This is a genomic window from Pseudoalteromonas sp. C12FD-1 (genome assembly GCF_037414265.1).
Classification (GTDB): Bacteria; Pseudomonadota; Gammaproteobacteria; order Enterobacterales; family Alteromonadaceae; genus Pseudoalteromonas.
Genome location: NZ_JBBEVD010000069.1, coordinates 14,890 through 31,834, shown reverse-complemented (window position 1 = coordinate 31,834; position 16,945 = coordinate 14,890). Strand labels below are relative to the sequence as shown.

General features: G+C 38.6%; 12 protein-coding genes and 3 pseudogenes. 5 read left to right on the top strand and 10 right to left on the bottom strand.

What is annotated here, in order from left to right; all coding sequences use genetic code 11:
- Nucleotides 1-9: 9 nt before the first annotated feature.
- From WDB87_RS10135 to WDB87_RS10125, 3 genes and pseudogenes are all read left to right on the top strand, one after another.
- The gene (locus WDB87_RS10135; protein WP_337849818.1) at nt 10-534 is read left to right on the top strand and encodes a GNAT family N-acetyltransferase; all 525 of its coding nucleotides are present in this window, start codon (nt 10-12) and stop codon (nt 532-534) included.
- A 91-nt stretch (nt 535-625) separates the two neighbouring features.
- Nucleotides 626-896, top strand: a pseudogene (locus WDB87_RS10130) (IS3 family transposase); the annotation flags it as partial.
- A 140-nt stretch (nt 897-1,036) separates the two neighbouring features.
- Nucleotides 1,037-2,184, top strand: a pseudogene (locus WDB87_RS10125) (IS3 family transposase).
- A 306-nt stretch (nt 2,185-2,490) separates the two neighbouring features.
- Here the strand turns inward: WDB87_RS10125 and WDB87_RS10120 are convergent.
- The gene (locus WDB87_RS10120; protein ID WP_337849817.1) at nt 2,491-4,497 is read right to left on the bottom strand and encodes a motility associated factor glycosyltransferase family protein; all 2,007 of its coding nucleotides are present in this window, start codon (nt 4,495-4,497) and stop codon (nt 2,491-2,493) included.
- A gap of 439 nt (nt 4,498-4,936) precedes the next feature.
- Between WDB87_RS10120 and fliS the strand changes: the two genes are divergently transcribed.
- Both fliS and WDB87_RS10110 read left to right on the top strand, forming a co-directional pair.
- On the top strand, nt 4,937-5,338 hold the full coding sequence (gene fliS / locus WDB87_RS10115; protein ID WP_337849816.1) for a flagellar export chaperone FliS: 402 nt from the start codon (nt 4,937-4,939) through the stop codon (nt 5,336-5,338).
- A gap of 4 nt (nt 5,339-5,342) precedes the next feature.
- Nucleotides 5,343-5,639 carry a hypothetical protein gene (locus WDB87_RS10110; protein WP_337849815.1) on the top strand — a complete coding sequence of 99 codons (297 nt, stop codon included), beginning with the start codon at nt 5,343-5,345 and terminating at the stop codon, nt 5,637-5,639.
- A 106-nt stretch (nt 5,640-5,745) separates the two neighbouring features.
- On the opposite strand, the gene fliD is transcribed toward WDB87_RS10110, so the two are convergent.
- The 9 genes and pseudogenes from fliD to WDB87_RS10070 form a co-directional block, all read right to left on the bottom strand.
- Nucleotides 5,746-7,185, bottom strand: coding sequence for a flagellar filament capping protein FliD (gene fliD / locus WDB87_RS10105; RefSeq protein ID WP_337849814.1), 1,440 nt, complete (start codon nt 7,183-7,185; stop codon nt 5,746-5,748).
- Between the two features lie 56 nt (nt 7,186-7,241).
- Nucleotides 7,242-7,676 (bottom strand): flagellar protein FlaG, encoded by a 435-nt coding sequence (locus WDB87_RS10100; RefSeq protein ID WP_337849813.1) that lies wholly within the window; start codon nt 7,674-7,676, stop codon nt 7,242-7,244.
- 166 nt (nt 7,677-7,842) lie between these two features.
- Nucleotides 7,843-8,334 carry a flagellin gene (locus tag WDB87_RS15770; protein ID WP_443197908.1) on the bottom strand — a complete coding sequence of 164 codons (492 nt, stop codon included), beginning with the start codon at nt 8,332-8,334 and terminating at the stop codon, nt 7,843-7,845.
- A gap of 600 nt (nt 8,335-8,934) precedes the next feature.
- Nucleotides 8,935-9,342, bottom strand: a pseudogene (locus WDB87_RS15765) (flagellin N-terminal helical domain-containing protein); the annotation flags it as partial.
- 304 nt (nt 9,343-9,646) lie between these two features.
- On the bottom strand, nt 9,647-11,146 hold the full coding sequence (locus WDB87_RS10090) for a flagellin (protein WP_337849811.1): 1,500 nt from the start codon (nt 11,144-11,146) through the stop codon (nt 9,647-9,649).
- A 275-nt stretch (nt 11,147-11,421) separates the two neighbouring features.
- Nucleotides 11,422-12,690, bottom strand: a complete 1,269-nt coding sequence (gene flgL, locus WDB87_RS10085) for a flagellar hook-associated protein FlgL (protein ID WP_337849810.1) — start codon at nt 12,688-12,690, stop codon at nt 11,422-11,424.
- A 2-nt stretch (nt 12,691-12,692) separates the two neighbouring features.
- Nucleotides 12,693-14,705 carry a flagellar hook-associated protein FlgK gene (flgK, locus tag WDB87_RS10080; protein WP_337849809.1) on the bottom strand — a complete coding sequence of 671 codons (2,013 nt, stop codon included), beginning with the start codon at nt 14,703-14,705 and terminating at the stop codon, nt 12,693-12,695.
- Nucleotide 14,706: 1 nt separating this feature from the next.
- On the bottom strand, nt 14,707-15,723 hold the full coding sequence (gene flgJ, locus WDB87_RS10075; RefSeq protein WP_337849808.1) for a flagellar assembly peptidoglycan hydrolase FlgJ: 1,017 nt from the start codon (nt 15,721-15,723) through the stop codon (nt 14,707-14,709).
- Between the two features lie 126 nt (nt 15,724-15,849).
- The gene (locus tag WDB87_RS10070) at nt 15,850-16,944 is read right to left on the bottom strand and encodes a flagellar basal body P-ring protein FlgI (protein ID WP_286244968.1); all 1,095 of its coding nucleotides are present in this window, start codon (nt 16,942-16,944) and stop codon (nt 15,850-15,852) included.
- Between the last annotated feature and the right edge of the window lies 1 nt (nt 16,945).

Below are 16,945 nucleotides of genomic sequence, written 5' to 3'. Positions count from 1 at the left end.
GGAATACAGATGAAAAATATATATTTAAGGCCCCTAATAGAAACAGACATTACTGAGCCTTATTTAGAAAACTTCAAAGACGATGAAGTACTACTTTTTTTAGAAGTTACAAATACTGAACTTACTAAAAAATCTGTTACTGCGTATATAAAAAATGGACTTGATACAAAAACTTATTATATGTATGCAATATGTCTAATTGAAAATGATCAACATATCGGCAACTTGAAAATTGGGCCAATAAATAACAAACAAAAAATATCCGATCTAGTTACTGTTATTTGGAACAAGGCTTATTGGGGAAAAGGACTTGCCTCAGAGGCAATCAAAATAGGAAATAAATTAGCGTTTGAAAAACATAATATTAGAAAGCTTAGCGGGGGTATGTATAGTGACAATATAGGTAGCATTAAAGCCTATACTAGAGCCGGATGGGTTATTGAGGCTACTTTAAAAAATCACTATATGCTTAATGGAAAATTACAAGATAGAGTAGTTGTTAGTTGCTTTAACCCTTCATATTTTGATGAATAACTCTATTACTATGATTGTAGTGGTACAGTGATTTTGAACACCCATTAAGAAAGAAATGTTATGCTAATAAGCATACAAATTTGGGTGAAAAATAACGAAATTAAAGTACGCAACGAATTCAGCGGCAATTAAATTTGAAACAGCTCCGCTTAGAGTTGATCAAGGCTACGCACAAGAAGATGCAGCTAAAGCTATGGGTGTTGGTAAATCCACAGTAAGTAAGTGAGTGAGTTACTCAATTAAAGCAAGAACGAAATGGCCAAGCATCATCTGCTTCACCAATGACGCCCCAGCGGATTGAAATCCATGAAATTAAAAAGCAAATCCAACGCATTGAATTAGAAAAGCGTCCCGTCCTGAAATAGGTTGACGGTTTTAATGAAAGACTTGGTGCGAAAGCGCCAGGTCTTTTTTATGTACTTGATTCAGTGTTTTCATATCCAAACTTAAGTGCGGTCGCATTTCAGTGTATATAAATATTGATTCTTAAAAGAGCTGTTTTATGAGCAAAGGCAAACGGTATACCCAAGAATTTAAAATAGAAGCAGTTAAACAAATAACTGAACGTGGTTATTCAGTTGCTGAAGTATCAGAACGATTAGATATTTGTACCAAAACGTTATATCACTGGCGGAGCCAGTTATCAGAGAAACCCAAACAAACCAAATCATCAGATGAACAACTAAGGATCGCCAAACTTGAGGCCGAGCTAAAACGTGTCACGGAGGAACGCGACATTCTAAAAAAGGCCGCAAGGTACTTTGCCAGCAACCCCGAGTAAAGTACGCTTTTATTCGTGAGCATCAAAATGAGTTTTCTATTGTTGCGATGTGTAAACTATTTAAGCTACACCGCAGTGGCTTTTATGCGTGGTTAAAGAAGCCATAGAGTGACAGAGCAATCGGAGATAATCGTTTGCTTAAGCTTATTAGAGAGTTTTACGTTGCCAGTGGTAGCACTTACGGTAGTCCTTGGATACACGCAGATTTACGTGAAGCTGGTGAGCAATGTAGTGTTAATCGTGTCGCTAAGATCATGCGCCAACATAAACTCAAACCGCAAATAGGGTATAAACGTCGCCATATTAAAGGCGGTAAAACATCGCGCATTGCAGATAACTTGCTAGCTCGTCAGTTTAATCCTCCTGCGCCGAATCAAACTTGGGTAAGTGATATTACTTATGTGAGAACCTATGAAGGCTTCTTGTATGTAGCAACTGTCATGGATTTATTCTCTAGGCGCATCGTAGGCTGGTCGATGGATAAAAACATGGACAAGCACTTAGTAATTAAAGCATTGCTCATGGCAGTTTATCAGCGCCAACCCAAAGCTGACGTAATGGTACATAGTGATCAAGGAAGCCAGTATGGTAGCGCTGATTACTTAGCCTTTATGAAAGAACATAACCTTGCACCCTCGATGAGTCGAGCTGGGAATTGTCACGATAATGCAGTTGCTGAAAGCTTTTTTGCGACGATTAAAAAGCGAATAATTAAGCGTAAGATATATTCGACAAGAGAAGATGCGAAAGCTGAGATATTCAATTTTATAGAAATGTTCTACAATCCAAAAAAACGCCATTCACACACAGGCGGTGTTTCACCTGCTAAGTTTGAGGAAGCGTATTTTTCTGAGTTAGAAACTGTCTAGTGAAAGATGGGAAGTCCATACCGATAATTACCGTTTATACTTCCACTAAACACTAGAAAGCATTATTGCAATAAAATTAAAGTGACCTTTTAACCTCAGTTATTCAACTTAAGAAGCTGTAACTAAAATAGACAGGTCACTATTATTAATTATAATAAGTTGTTATCACTCCCTACCCCAAGTTTCTAAGTTCTCATTGCTTTAGTGTCATAGAATATGAACTCCTAATAAACTGATTTGTCGGCTTTAAAGTACATAAAATAATTAAGAAATACTGGTGCACTAAATCCAAAAAATTGAGTAATTTTAAACTTTAGCAGGCTTATTATAATATTTAATAAACTCTATATAAGTATCATTTACATGCTCATTAAACGCGTTAATACAAGAGTTTATAAACTCAGCTCGCTTATCTAAGTCACTATAGTAGTAAGAGCTCGCCATGATATATGTTTGAAAGTATTTGAATGTCCCTTGGACCAAAATAAAAACGGTCTCATCTTTATGTTGCATCTCTAATAACATTTTATTTTGTTCAGAAAAAGCTTGAGCCAACTGCTCTCTGGTATGAAAGTTAGGGGGAGTTAGCCCTAATAACTGTTCTAAAAAAACCTTTAATTTTGTTTTAACTTCGTCAATATGGCTATTGATATTACTATCAAATAACTGCTCTCTAGAAGATGCAGTTTTAAGTAGTGCCGTTATTTTTTTCCCTTTATTAATAAGTTTATTTTTTATTTTTATATCAGATATGTGTTTTGGAGTAGTGTTTTTGATAAAAGCACCATCTGAAGTATTAAAAGCATTGATATATGGTTTACTTTGCAGTAATAATTCAACGCCTGATTTTGATGAGTCAAATATATTTGTCGTGAATACTTCTTCTTTAAAGTTACCTTTCACAATCATATTAGTTTGCATGTTATCTTTTACTACTTCTTTGTGTTCAAAGTTGCTATCAAAGTAAATACTATCCTTGGAATGATGGTATTCTTGAGAAACAAAGCCAAAGTCGGTGCCCACTAAATATATTTTTTCGAACCCTAATTCAGTTGCAACAGCCAAACCTGTGTTAGTAACAGTTGGGTTAGTATACATAGGGTAGGAATATTTATTTCTTTTATCTAGGCGGCGGATTAGGAGTCCACCTGCATCATTCATTTTAGTTAGTAAATAAGCTGTTTTAAAACGCTTGAGTATCCCATCATATACCGTATTTAAAGCAACGATATTTAAATCGCTGAGTTTTATAGTTATATCTCTAGTCCGATCTACTACTTCTACAAAATTAGATAAGCCTGCAGTTCGTTCCATTTCAACATGAATATCAGGTTTAATATTATTTATTAGTAATGCTTTTAATGCTGTGCCACATGAGATAATAATCACGTTGTGTTGATTTTCCTTTAAAAACTCAATAGCAGAATCTAAAGAAGGGCCATTTGCAACAACAAAAACATCAGCCTTTTTCAATGGATTTTTAAAAGAATAAGCTGTTTTTAATATTGGAAATTTAGCATGTAGGTTTGATAATGTATGCGATACACCTATGGTCTCATCTTCAAAAAAGCCCCAACCGGCATGCCAACGATGCCCAAACTCTTTTATACTTTTCATTGTTTTCGTAATAAGTTCACTATCATAATGCTTAAAAAAATGAATAATACTAAGATTAAAATGGCCTTGCTTTGTTAATAATGCCGAAATTTGATTTACTGCAGAAAACTCATCTCCACCAACTGTTATGGTAAAGCCCCCGCCTTGATTCATACACTTATCAAACAAGGGTTTCAACTCTATACAGTGTAATAATGCATAAAAGCTACTAGGATTAGGTTCAAACAAAAAAACATTTAACACATTTTTAGTATTAAGTAATTCTTCTATTTGGTAGCCAAGGCCTCCCCCTAAAAAACATATAAAATCTAATCTACTTTCATTAGTCGGTTTGGGGATTTTACCACCAGTATCGGCATTTCTGACATTGCGAATTGATTTAAGCAAAGCAGCATGCTTAAAAGTAATATGCTCATCTGAGGAGTGCTTAATATCATAGCTAGAATAGATAGGATTATCTAAAAATACGGCAACCTGATTTTTTGCTAAATCACGTGGGTTTTCTGAGTAAGCAAATTGTCCGTTATTAAATAAGTTTTCGTTGCCATTATCATCAATTGCTACACCAGTGTCTATAGGTTGGAAGCTTTTAAAAGCATCATAAATGGTGGGCATAGCATTTTTTAGGAACTCTAAATTTGATAACAAGGTAGCTTGTAATATCATTTTTTTTAGCGTTAGCTCTTGTTCGCTCAAAATCTTCTCCAATATTATTGATAGTATATATAAATATTAATGCATAACTGAAAAGTATAAATAAGACGCTCCGTAAACTATACTTACACAGTCTAGGAAGCAAATTTTGTACCATTAATAATTTTCATTGGTAAACTAGACAATGAAACTGTTTATATCGCACGTTTAGATTTAAATTATGTCTTATGTAGGTAACTTAGAGCATATTTAGCCTAGATTACATTTTTTAATATTTATAAGTCTCACGTTAAACCCACACAGATTGAGACAAATTTTATCCATAGATGCCAACCCTACCTAGAGCAAAAAACTAACATGGCCTATTATTAACTAAAGTTTAAAATTAAAACGCCGATAAATAGATAAATTTAAAAACTGGCATTAATACTGCTTAGTTTAAATGTAACTTTCACATGATTTATTTAATTTAGGAATTCCTATGGCTCATGTTTCATTAAAAAAATATTCTCAAGTGCGTGCCAGCAACATCGCTGAAATGGCTCCTTACGAGCAAATTAACCTTATATTTAGCAACATTATTGGTCGCTTAGCTGCTACCAAGGGTTTTATTGAGCGCAAAGAAATAGAAAAAAAAGGTGAAAATATATCTGCTTGTATTTTACTGTTAGGTGCACTGCAAGATGCGCTTAATCTAGAAGTGGAGCAAGACCCAAGTATATCAAATAATCTACTCGCTCTTTATGATTACTGCCAAAGACGCTTAGTGCAAGCGAACGTTGATAACGACATTGACATTATTTCTGAAGTATCTGGTATTATTAAAGAAATAAAAGAAGGATGGGATAATATCCCTGTCGACCAACGTATTCCTGCGGTATAGACAAATGGGTTTGAAGCAGCCAGTAAAAGCTGAGTATATAAACAAATTGCTCAGCAACATCGAATCATTAGTAAACGATAATAACGCTGATGAAGCACAGTTAGTTATTCATACACTTAATGATGCGCTTAAGAACTGGTGTGAAAGTGATACCCCGCCAAATTCAGTACAACTTAAAGCTGTGCAAACTAAAATTAATGCTATTAGCGAACAAGCTAACGTAGCAAAAAACGAATCTTCAAAAGCCATAATTAAACAAAAAAAAACAGGTAAAGCTATTTCTGCTTATAAATCGGTTTAGCGATCCCTAGCAGCTTTTTAAACTGACTAAATACCTAGAACACAATATTTAGGCATAAAAAAACCGTTTTTAAACGGTTTTTTTTGTTCATAGTTAATATGATAAATTAAGAGTTATTACTTACCACACCAGGCATATTTTCAAGCTGGGCTTGTACATAGCTGCTAGTAGAGTTAAGGCTTGCTACCAATAGGTCCATGGCGTTATATTGAGCGTATAGCCTGTCAGATAACGATTCCATTTTATTTGTTAGGCTTTCGCGCTGCTCATCAATATCATCTAGTTGATTCGTTTTACTGTCAATACGGTTTTGGATGATGCCGTCAGTGTCGGTGTAAAAGCTCATTAGCTCATCAAAAGACTGGGCAAAGCCACCTTCGTCTTCATCAGTGCCTACAAAAAACTGTTGAACTAAATCGACATCTTCATCAATTTTTTCATTTAATGTTTCAGTATTTAAGGAAAGCACTCCATAACGATCTGCCTCAACCCCTAATTGCGAAAGTGACAATGAGTTGCCATTTCCTAAATCCAGAGAGTCAGTAATCTGCTCTCTTAACTTAGACATTACACCACGTAATAGCGAATCACCGGCCATCACACCAGCGCCATCTTCACTTGATGCCCCTAAGTTATTACTAAGTTCAAGTAATTCGTTATAGTTAGAAATAAAATTATTTAACCCTGCTTTTATATTGTTATTATTTTCAGTTACCGATATATCACTTATATCGTCGTCGACATCATGCATTTTTTTTGCGGTGATATCCACGCCATCAATTACATTGCTAAATTCATTTGTATTGCTTGATACCGTTAATGTGCCATCAATCGTTATTTGTGCATTTTGTGCAGCATTCACTTCAGTTAAGTTGGTAGTATGGTTTAATGGGTCGGCATCAGACACATCGTAAGCTAAACGCGATAACCCACCTGTATCGGTATTGTTTCCATCTTCATCTTGTACAGTAATAGTAATTGCGTTGTCTTCACCGGATTCTTTACTAGTAAGCACTAAATGCTGACCTGAATCACTGGTTACTATAGTCGCTACAACCGAGTCGTTACTGTCATTGCCTGTAAAAGGGCCATTATTAATTTGGTCGCGTAAATCTTCTAAGGTATTAGTTGCCGATAAAACAGTAGAAAAACTGTTTTCACCAGACCCAATTGTAATTACACCGGCGCCAATTGCTTCATCGGCCGCAAATGCAGGAGATGACAATTTATGAGCTTGGGCTAATGAATCAACTTTTACGTTGTAGCTACCTGGTTGAGCGTTTTCATCTGCACTTATCGATATATAATCATCATTGCCTGACGTACTACGTTTTTGGTAATTATCTGCATCACCTAGCGCTTCCATTGCTGTTTGCACTTGTTGTAGCGCAGATTTTAGAGCCCCTACTGCAGAGATATCAGTAGTTAAAGTGCTTGCTTGAGTATTTAAACGAGCCTCAGCAGGAGCCTGCTCAGCGTTAACTAATGCATCAACTATGTCTGATACAGCCAAGCCTGAGCCTAAGCCATTAAACGAAATAGACATACTTCACCTCTTTATACTCAAAAAATTTAACTAATAATATATCAGCGATACGTCGACTAAACGGTTTGGTCGATTAAAATACCCGCAGATTCAGAAAGCTTTGACACTAAACTCAACACCTCTTCCGAAGGGTATTGCTTAATTACATCACCACTGGTTTTATCAAGTATTTTAATTACATCACGCCCAGAGTCTTCATCAACTTGAAATTGTAGACTACGGTTCATATCACCCATAAAATCCTGCAATTGCTGTGCCACCTTTTCAAGCTGCTCACGCTCAAGCTGTTGATTTTGTGAACTATTACCCTCAGAGCTTTGTTGTGCGTATTGATTTTTTAACTGATTTTGTGGGCCTTGTTCATCCGTTTTATTTACGTCATCAACAGCGCGCTGAGTCAATACTGAACCAGACTGGCCTATTTGTTTATCTTCACCAGTTAAAGATGTTGATGGTATAGTAACTTCTGCGTTTGAAGTAATGGTGTTCATAACGCCTCCTAAAATTGCCGATTTTGTATAATTATCAGACTAACAATAGCTTAATTTATACCCTTAAACCACAAAAGGAGGTAGCTAAAGCCACCTCCTTGTTTTTTAAACTAATACTGACTTTTTGTACTAGCTAGCCACCCATTAAGCTATAACGTTTTACTTATTAACCTAATAAGCTAAGTGCTGTTTGTGGTAACTGATTCGCTTGCGATAAGATTGACGTACCTGCTTGTTGCAAGATTTGGTTTTTAGTCATCTCTGCTGTTTCAGTCGCAAAATCTGTATCTTGAATACGGCTACGTGACGCTGATACGTTTTCAGAAATGTTAGACAAGTTACTAATAGTGTGGTCAAAACGGTTTTGAACAGCACCTAAACTTGCACGCTGAGAGTCGATGTTTGCAATCGCATTATCAATAATAGCTAGCGCATCTTGCGAACCTCTTTGGTCAGTAATATCAACAGAGGCTACATCTTCAAGCGTGCTTACAGTTTCGGTGGTTGCACCGAGCGTTGCGCTACCTGTAACACTAAATACTTCAGATGAATTAACTTGAATAGAGCCAGTTGCCACAACTTCCCCTCCTCCAGCCACTGATAATGTAGCTGCTGTTGTTGATACAGCCCCATCGTATGATACGCCGGCTACTGTCATTGCAGTGGCAGTTGTGCCTGAAGTACCATTACTCTCTGCAAAACTAGAAATCTCAAGGTCTTTTCCTGTGTTGTTTGATATGGCTAATTTACCATTTTCAACAGTAGCTGTAACACCATGATCATCCGTTTTGGCATTAATAGCTTCAGCCATCGCTTGTTGGTCGCCTTCAATCGTACCTGTACCAACATACGACACTGCTACTTCATCACCACTAGCCAAACCAGCACCATCTATATCAAAACTAATTATTTCACCAACCTCTCCAGCAACAGTAATATCAATTTGAGCTTCCGCTCGAGCTTGTGCATCAACACCAGTTGAATCACTATAGCTATTTATAGAGTCTGCAATTTCCGCGGCAGTAGCACCAGTAGCGACTGCCACAGTTGCTTCTTCACGCCCTGAAATTGTATAGCTAGCACTCCCAACACCATTAGCTGTACTCGCTGCCGCCTGACCTAAACCTAAAGTGTCGCCACTTAAATTAACTTGGTTTGTACCAATTTTTTCAGCGGCTACACTTGATAACGAAACGTTAATAGTTTCATTTGAGTTAGCACCAATTTGAAAAGATTTAGAACCAAAACTACCATCTAAAAGCTGTTGACCACCAAATGATGTTGTATCTGCGATACGTGTTAATTCAACTTGCAATGCAGACACTTCCTTTTGAAGTGATTCACGGTCCTCAGTTGAGTTTGAGCCGTTAGCAGATTGTAGTGCTAGCTCACGCATACGTTGTAAAATGCTTGTAGACTCGCTCATTGCACCTTCAGCTGTTTGCGCCATTGAGATACCGTCGTTAGCGTTACGCTGTGCTACTGCTAAACCATTTACTTGTGATGTTAAACGGTTTGAAATTTGTAGACCTGCCGCATCATCTTTTGCGCTGTTGATACGCATACCTGATGATAAACGCTCCATTGACGTTGCAAGGTCAGAGCCTGAGGTAGATAGGTTACGCTGAGCGTTTAATGAAGATACATTTGTATTTACTGAAATCATAATAAAACTCCTGATTACTTTCGTAATGTGACTGTTTAGATTTAACCAAGAGCTGTCACAATTGTATGTTCAAGCTCTGTACTGGTTAAGTTAACGGCAGGAGAAAACTTATCTTTAGCAGTATTTTGATTTAATTTTGAATATTTCTAACAAAAAATAATAAACCTTTGATTTTATGTGCAATAATAATTTTTATTTTTTACATTATCCATATATTAGCTTTATAAATTGTACGCACATAAGTTAAAAATATAAAAACGCGCCTAAATAGGCGCGTTTTTATAATCACTCAAAGTAAGGTTTTTTAGCCACCTAACAAGCTAATTGCTGCCTGTGGAACCTGATTTGCTTGCGAAAGGATTGATGTGCCCGCCTGCTGCAGTATTTGGTTTTTGGTCATCTCAGCCGTTTCAGTAGCAAAATCGGTGTCTTGAATTCGACTACGTGATGCCGACACATTTTCTTCAATGTTTGCGAGGTTGTTAATTGTAAAGCTAAAGCGGTTTTGTACAGCACCTAAACTTGCTCGCTGTGCATCAATGTTTGCAATAGCGTTATCTATAATAGAAAGTGCGCCCTGAGAGCTTTTTTGGTCAGTTATGTTTATATCCGCTACATTTTCAAGCTGGCTAGTTACCTTCGTCGTCACATTATCAATCTCGTCATTTTGCGCTATTGTTGTAAATGTTTCTGATGAATTTAATTGAATGGCACCTGCGACTCTAGCTGAGTCTGTTGCGCCAGTTATTAATGTAACAGCCTCCCCTACAGTATCATCGTAGCCACGCGGAGTTATGAGTAATGAAGAGCTAGCTCCGCCAGCAAATTCTTCAATTTCTATATCATCGCCGCTATTATTCGATACTGAAAGTACACCATTGTCTAACGTTGCTGTTACACCATGCTCATCTGTTGCTTTATTGATAGCCTCAGCCATTGCTTGTTCATCGCCTGTTGCTGTTCCCGTAGCTACAAACGAAACTTTCTCACCATTCAGTTCAAAACTAACGGATTCACCCGGAGGTGTAGCTGTACCTGATATATCCAAGCGCGCTTCAGTTCTAGCTTGTGCAGTAACACCTGTAGCATCTTTAACACTGTTTATGGCATCAGCCGCTTCTGCAGCAGTAGAGCCACTTTGTATGGTTACTTGAGAGTCTTCTCGACCTGATATATCTAGCGTACCAAAAACAGTAGTGCTTGCAGATAATGCCCCCGCAGCAGTGGCTGTAACTTGGCCAAAGCCGTCAGAACCTGTAGTTAAGGTAGCCCCTTGAAGATTGACCTGGTTAGAACCGATTTTTTCAGCTGCTACACTTGATAGTGATACGTTAATAGTTTCATTTGCATTAGCGCCCACCTGGAAAGCTTTGCTACCGTAGCTGCCATCTAATAATTGCTGACCACCAAATGAGGTTGTGTCAGCAATACGGGTTAATTCAACCTGAAGTGCTGATACTTCTTTTTGAAGTGCTTCACGGTCTTCTGCTGAGTTTGAACCGTTTGCTGATTGTAGTGCAAGTTCACGCATTCGCTGTAATATATTAGTCGATTCATTCATTGCACCTTCAGCAGTTTGCGCCATTGAAATACCATCATTGGCATTACGTTGAGCCACTGATAAACCATTTATTTGTGAGGTTAAACGGTTTGAAATTTGTAAGCCTGCGGCATCATCTTTTGCGCTATTAATACGCATACCTGATGATAAACGTTCCATTGACGTTGCTAGGCCTTCGCCAGATTTTGTTAAGTTTCGCTGTGCGTTCAATGACGACACATTAGTATTTACTGTTAATGCCATTTGACCATCTCCTAGGTTTAAACAGAGTGTGGTTCAACACGTTTTAACAGGAACCACTATTCGATAATTTCTAATTATTAGAAAAGCATTTACTGTGCCAACTTTGAAATATATTTAAAACCTTGTTTTTAAACAATTTTATTTGAAGCATCACAGAGTTAACGAAGCGTTAAATGTTTAGGTATTAAAGTGACAAATTATTGCCACGCTAATGAGGGAGGTTTTTGCCGCTTTATGCTAACTAAAGCGGCAAGGTATTTCTGCTTATAATCTGTTTATAAGTAATCAAATAAAGAAAGGTTTGTTAAACGGCCAAATGTAGCCTGTGAGGCTTGCAGTGCGGTTTCTTGTTTAGTGAGTTCACTAATGGCTTCTGCCATGTCTACTTCTACTAAATCAGAAAGGTTGCTTTTGTTTTGAATATCTTGCGCAAGATTTGAGTCGCTTACGCTTTCAACCGCATTCATACGCCCGCCTAAGCTCGCTTGCGTATACACAACTTGCTCACTTGCATTTTGAAGCTGTACTACACCATCGGCTAACACTTGCTGAAAATCATCGTTTTCAAGTGTGCCATCATTTAACCCCGTAATGAGCGATTGTAATGTATTAAGCACATTTTCTTTGTGCGGCTTTTCGAGGGTAAAATCAAGCTGCCCGGGTGCTGCGCCTTCAAATTCGATTTTCATCCCTGCAAAATCGATTGGCTCATCCGTTACCTCGCCTACTTGTGCAGGGCTTAGCGACACGCCGTCACGCAAAATTTCATAAGTATCAGGGTCGTTAGCGGTAGCGCCTGGTGTTATTACAACATTATACGTGTTCGCTGTTGCCGCTGCGGTTGGATCTGCATTGTAATTATCTTGATGGAAACGGTCGAACTCTGTTTGACCATCTACATAAACCGTGCCCGCTGTAATATTATTTGCAGGCGTAGTTACCGGGATCGCAGCTTGATTATCAGTAACATCTAACCTTGCATCACTTTTCTCGAACGTATCAAAACCGTTATCGCTTGATTTAATACTCACGCCTTCAGCAATGGTTATAACATGCTGGCCTTGATCCCCATTATAGGTGTACTCACCTGTTGTAGAGTCAAATTGATAGGGTTGGGTGCTGTCTTGGTAGCCTGAAAATATAAACTTACCGTCTTCTGAGCGGGTATTCATTAAATTAACGAGTGTTTTTTGTATTTCACTCAGCTCTGCCGCGATTGACTCTAAATCATCTTGAGTATAAACACCATTGCCCGCTTGAATAGCTAGCTCTTGAGCTTGTTGAATATTGGTATTTATACTTTGTAAGATGGTTTCTTCGGTTTCAAGGCGGCCAGTTAATTGGTCAATATTTTTAGTATATTGCTCATTTGTTTGTATTTTATTTGAATACAGCATCCCTTGTGAAATAGCAGCAGGCGCTTCTGAGGTCGTTAAGTATTTTTTACCTGTTGTTACTTGCTCTTGTGCATTAGCAACACTTTGTTGATTATCGAGTATTTTATTAATGTTGTTTTGATACATTAAGTTATTTGATAAACGCATAATTACCTCGCCGCACTTAATAAGGTGTCAAAAACTTCTTGGGCAGCAGCCAATACTTGAGCTGATGCCGAATATGATTGTTGAAAACGTAATAAATTGGCAGCTTCTTCATCAAGGTTTACACCCGAGAGCGACTCATACCACGCTTCTGATTGCTCTGCTAACGCATTAAATGCGCTGGCACTGGTAATGGCTTGACCAGTGACTACGCCAATATCACTGACTAAACCAGAATAGGCTTGATTAAATGTGTCGTGATTGTCGGCAGTGGCTGTTGTCACTACATTTTTACGCACAAATTCGCCATTTTGTAAATCAGCGAGTTTTAAACCATTGCGGTTATCGTCAAAGCCGCCTTCGTTAAATTCAAGGGTAAAGGTGTCTCCGGTAGCTGGCGTGCCTTCAATGTCAAAATCAAAACCATAGCTGTCATAAGGCGGGCCTGCCTGTGAAAGCACACCTTCAGCTGGTGGTACTATGGTTATTGGTACATTAGTGCCATTACCGTCACTAATTAAATAATCATTGGTACCTGCAGCTTTAACTAAGGTTATTTCACCGTTTGTTAAGCCAGGAGCCGAATTAAAACCACCGGAGGTAACACTTGTTACCTCTCCTGCTGAAATAGTTGCTGTACTTGTATTGTCGATACTATTTGCTGTGCGAATTGGTGAAGCAAGCGCTAGGTCTTCACCGCGACTGGTAGCAAGTGAAATACTGGTTGCGGCTTCTGAGTTTAATTTTATTTGAAATTGGTCGCCTTCTATACCACTTCCTGTAACATTAATTTGCAGCCCAAATGACTCACCACCATTCGTAATGTCATCTGAGTCGATGACACCAGATGGTGGAATCGTCGCTAAAGAAGCGCTGCCTAGTGGCTCGCCTTTATTATCTATAGGCTGAATGCTCACTTCATTTGCATTAGCGGTATAAGTAACAATAAAGTCACTAGCAGGTAGCTCACTGCCTTTACCGGCCTCAAGCGTGGCGGTTAAACTGGCGCTGCCGGTATTAGCTTGGTATGCATAAGCACCCACGGTAGGTATGGTAAAAATATCACCGCCTAGCTCGCCATTAGCATCCATACCCAATTTATTTTGCTCGTTAAACGCATCAGCAATTGCCAATCCCATTTGGCCAATTTGATTTTGTGCAGGCACGAGTATGTCGTCTCTAAATGCGAGTAAGCCGCCAATTTTGCCTTTTAATTTAGTTGCATCTATTTCTAGCGGCACAGCTTTGCCGCCATTAAAGTCAAGCGTCAATTCTTTAAAATTAGGATCCGGGTCGCCCGACAGCGAAAACAAGTTAAATGTACCGTTTTCCATAACTAAAGATTCACCGCTCCCCATAAATACGAGTTTTTCGCCGTTAGGGCCATCGAGTGTTTCTATATCTACGAGCTCTGATAATTCACGAATTGCTAAGTCGCGCTGGTTATAAATAGAACTCGCGTCTGATGCGTTATTAGTACCATTTACGACTGCAATTTCTTGGTTTAACGTATTTATATTTTGTATGAGCGAATTGGCTTCTTCAGAAAAAATTTCAAGCTGTTCATTCACAATGCCTTGTTGCTCAAGCACAATATCTGAGAGCCTGTCCATTTGATCAACCAAACTTTGCGCGTCGGTCATTACGAGTGAGCGAGCAACTGATGAAGACGGCTGATTTAGCGCCTCTTGCACGTTATTAAATAATGAATTTATGCCCGTTGATAAGTTATTAGATTCTTCTGAAAAAATAGTATCAACACGGTTGGCTTCTGTTACAAACTGATCAAAAAACGATTTATTTGACGTGTCGCGGTTTAACTGCGACTGGGCAAACTCATTTAAAAGCCTATATGTTTCGCCGCGCCCTACTTGGTTATCTACCATCGTAGTAAATTCAGTGCGCTCACGAACGTAGCCTTCTGTATTTACATTGGTGATGTTTTTACTGGTCGTTTGCAACAGCTCAGAGCTTGAGCGTACCCCAGCACTGGCAATATTTAATAAACTAAACGACATATTACTTCACTCCTTTGGCAAACGCGCTTGTTGCAATATTTTTAAGCTCACTGCTATTTAGCACTTTTTTTATTTTACTCGCGTAATTAGGGTCTGTTGCATAGCCTGCTTTTTGTAGCGAATCTAAAAATTCATTTGGCTGTGCTGTTTTTTGTAATGCTTCTTCGTAACGTGGGTTTTGCGTTAAAAAATCGACAAAGTCGTTCACGCTTTCTTTTATAGAATCGTAAGCTCTAAAACTTGCTTGCTTTTTAACAGGCGTACCTTGCTCAAATTCAAGCGTAACTTTACTTGCTTTATCACCATCCCAACTTCTATCTGATTTAATATTGAACAGATTATTTGAGCTATTCCCATCGCTTTTATTAATTATGTGCTTGCCCCAACCCGTCTCAAGAGCCGCTTGGGCCACCATTACAGCAGGATTTAAACCAATTTTTTCGGCCGCTGCTTTAGCATGCTCCCACACGGAACTCACAAACTCTTCAGCATTATTAAACGACGACTGCTGTGTAGGCTGTGTTGTGGTTTTAGTTTGTGTTGCTTCACTGCTGGCTACTAAGTCATCTTTATTTGCTTGCTTTATACTGTGCACTTTTTCGTGCGGCAGCTCAGAGCCTGCGCGTTTATCGCTCATAAAGTCGTTGGTTGTTCTTAAAACTGAACCAGGCATAAAATTCTCAGCCTCTGGTGAGAGCTGCTGAACGATTAAATCAGCCAAACCCAAAGACCCATTTGATGAAAGCTCAGAAGAAAGTTGCTGATCGTGCATTTCTTCAAAAAACTTTACGCCGCTAGAGTTAAACGGACTGTCTTCATCTTCAAATGCTTCGTTGGCTTTACGCATCCCTTTTAACAGCATTTGTGTAAAAATAGCTTCAAATTGTGCTGCTGCTTTTTTTAGCGCTGCTTTAGAGGCATCTGTAGATGCATCACCGCTGTTTAAAGCGTCTTGACGTAAAGTATTAAGATTACTTAAATCAAAAAAGTTTTGCTTATCGAGGTGATTTGTTTCCATCAGCTTTTTGACACAAAAATGAATAATGTTTTAGAAAATGCAAAAATTGAGCCAAAGGTATTTTTAAAGGAAGGTTCTATTAAAAAAGCTCGGCTACATTACTGGAATACCGAGCTTTTAATAATTTTAGATAACAACAAGTTGTCCGTTAATTGCACCTGCTTCTTTTAGAGCTTCTAAAATAGCCATTAGATCGCCAGGTGCTGCACCTACTTCGTTTATTGCACGTACTAAGTCATCTAAACTTACACCGGGGTTAAATACAAACGCACGAGAATCATCTTGATTAACATCAATAATACTTTGCTGTGTAACAACGGTTTCGCCTTCTGCTAATGGGTTAGGCTGCGTCACATTTTGCTGCTCAGCAATAGTAACTGTTAGGCCGCCGTGGGTTATTGCCGCAGGCTGTAACTTCACATTTTTGCCAATAACAATCGTGCCCGTACGTGAATTGACAATAATTTTGGCTGAGGTGTCAGCAGGTTTAAACTCTAGGTTTTCAAGCGTTGATAAATAAGACACCCGTTGCGATGCATCACGTGGCGCAATAACGCGTACTGAGGCAGCATCAATAGCTTGTGCACTATTAGGGCCTACCAAATTGTTAATTGTTGTTTCTAGGCGTTTTGCCGTTGTAAAGTCTGGGCGGTTTAAGTTAAACGTAATGTAGTCGCCTTGCATAAAAGGGCTCTTAACTTCTCGCTCAACAGTGGCTCCGTTAGGTACGCGGCCAACTGTCGGGGTATTAATAACCACTTTACTGCCATCAAGCCCTTGAGCGCCTAAGCCACCTACAATTAAGCTACCTTGTGCTATGGCGTATACGTTACCATCAACCCCTTTTAAAAAGGTTTGCAACAACGTACCACCACGTAAACTGCCTGCGCTACCAATAGAAGAAACCGTAATATCGATTGTTTGACCAGGTTTTCTAAACGGCGGCAGCTCAGCATGGACTGCCACTGCAGCTACATTTTTAATTTTAGGGCTTTGTGTTGAAGGCAGCGTAATACCAAAACTGTTTAGCATGCCTCTAAAACTTTGTTGCGTGTAAGAGTTTTGCTCACCTGTACCAGGCAGCCCCACCACTAAACCATAGCCTACTAACTGGTTGGCCCGTACACCTTCAACCATAGAGACATCTTTTATACGCTCAGCGCTGGCAGAAAATTGCCAGCCTAGCAGTATGATTAAAATAATCGCTTTAATGCTTTTCATA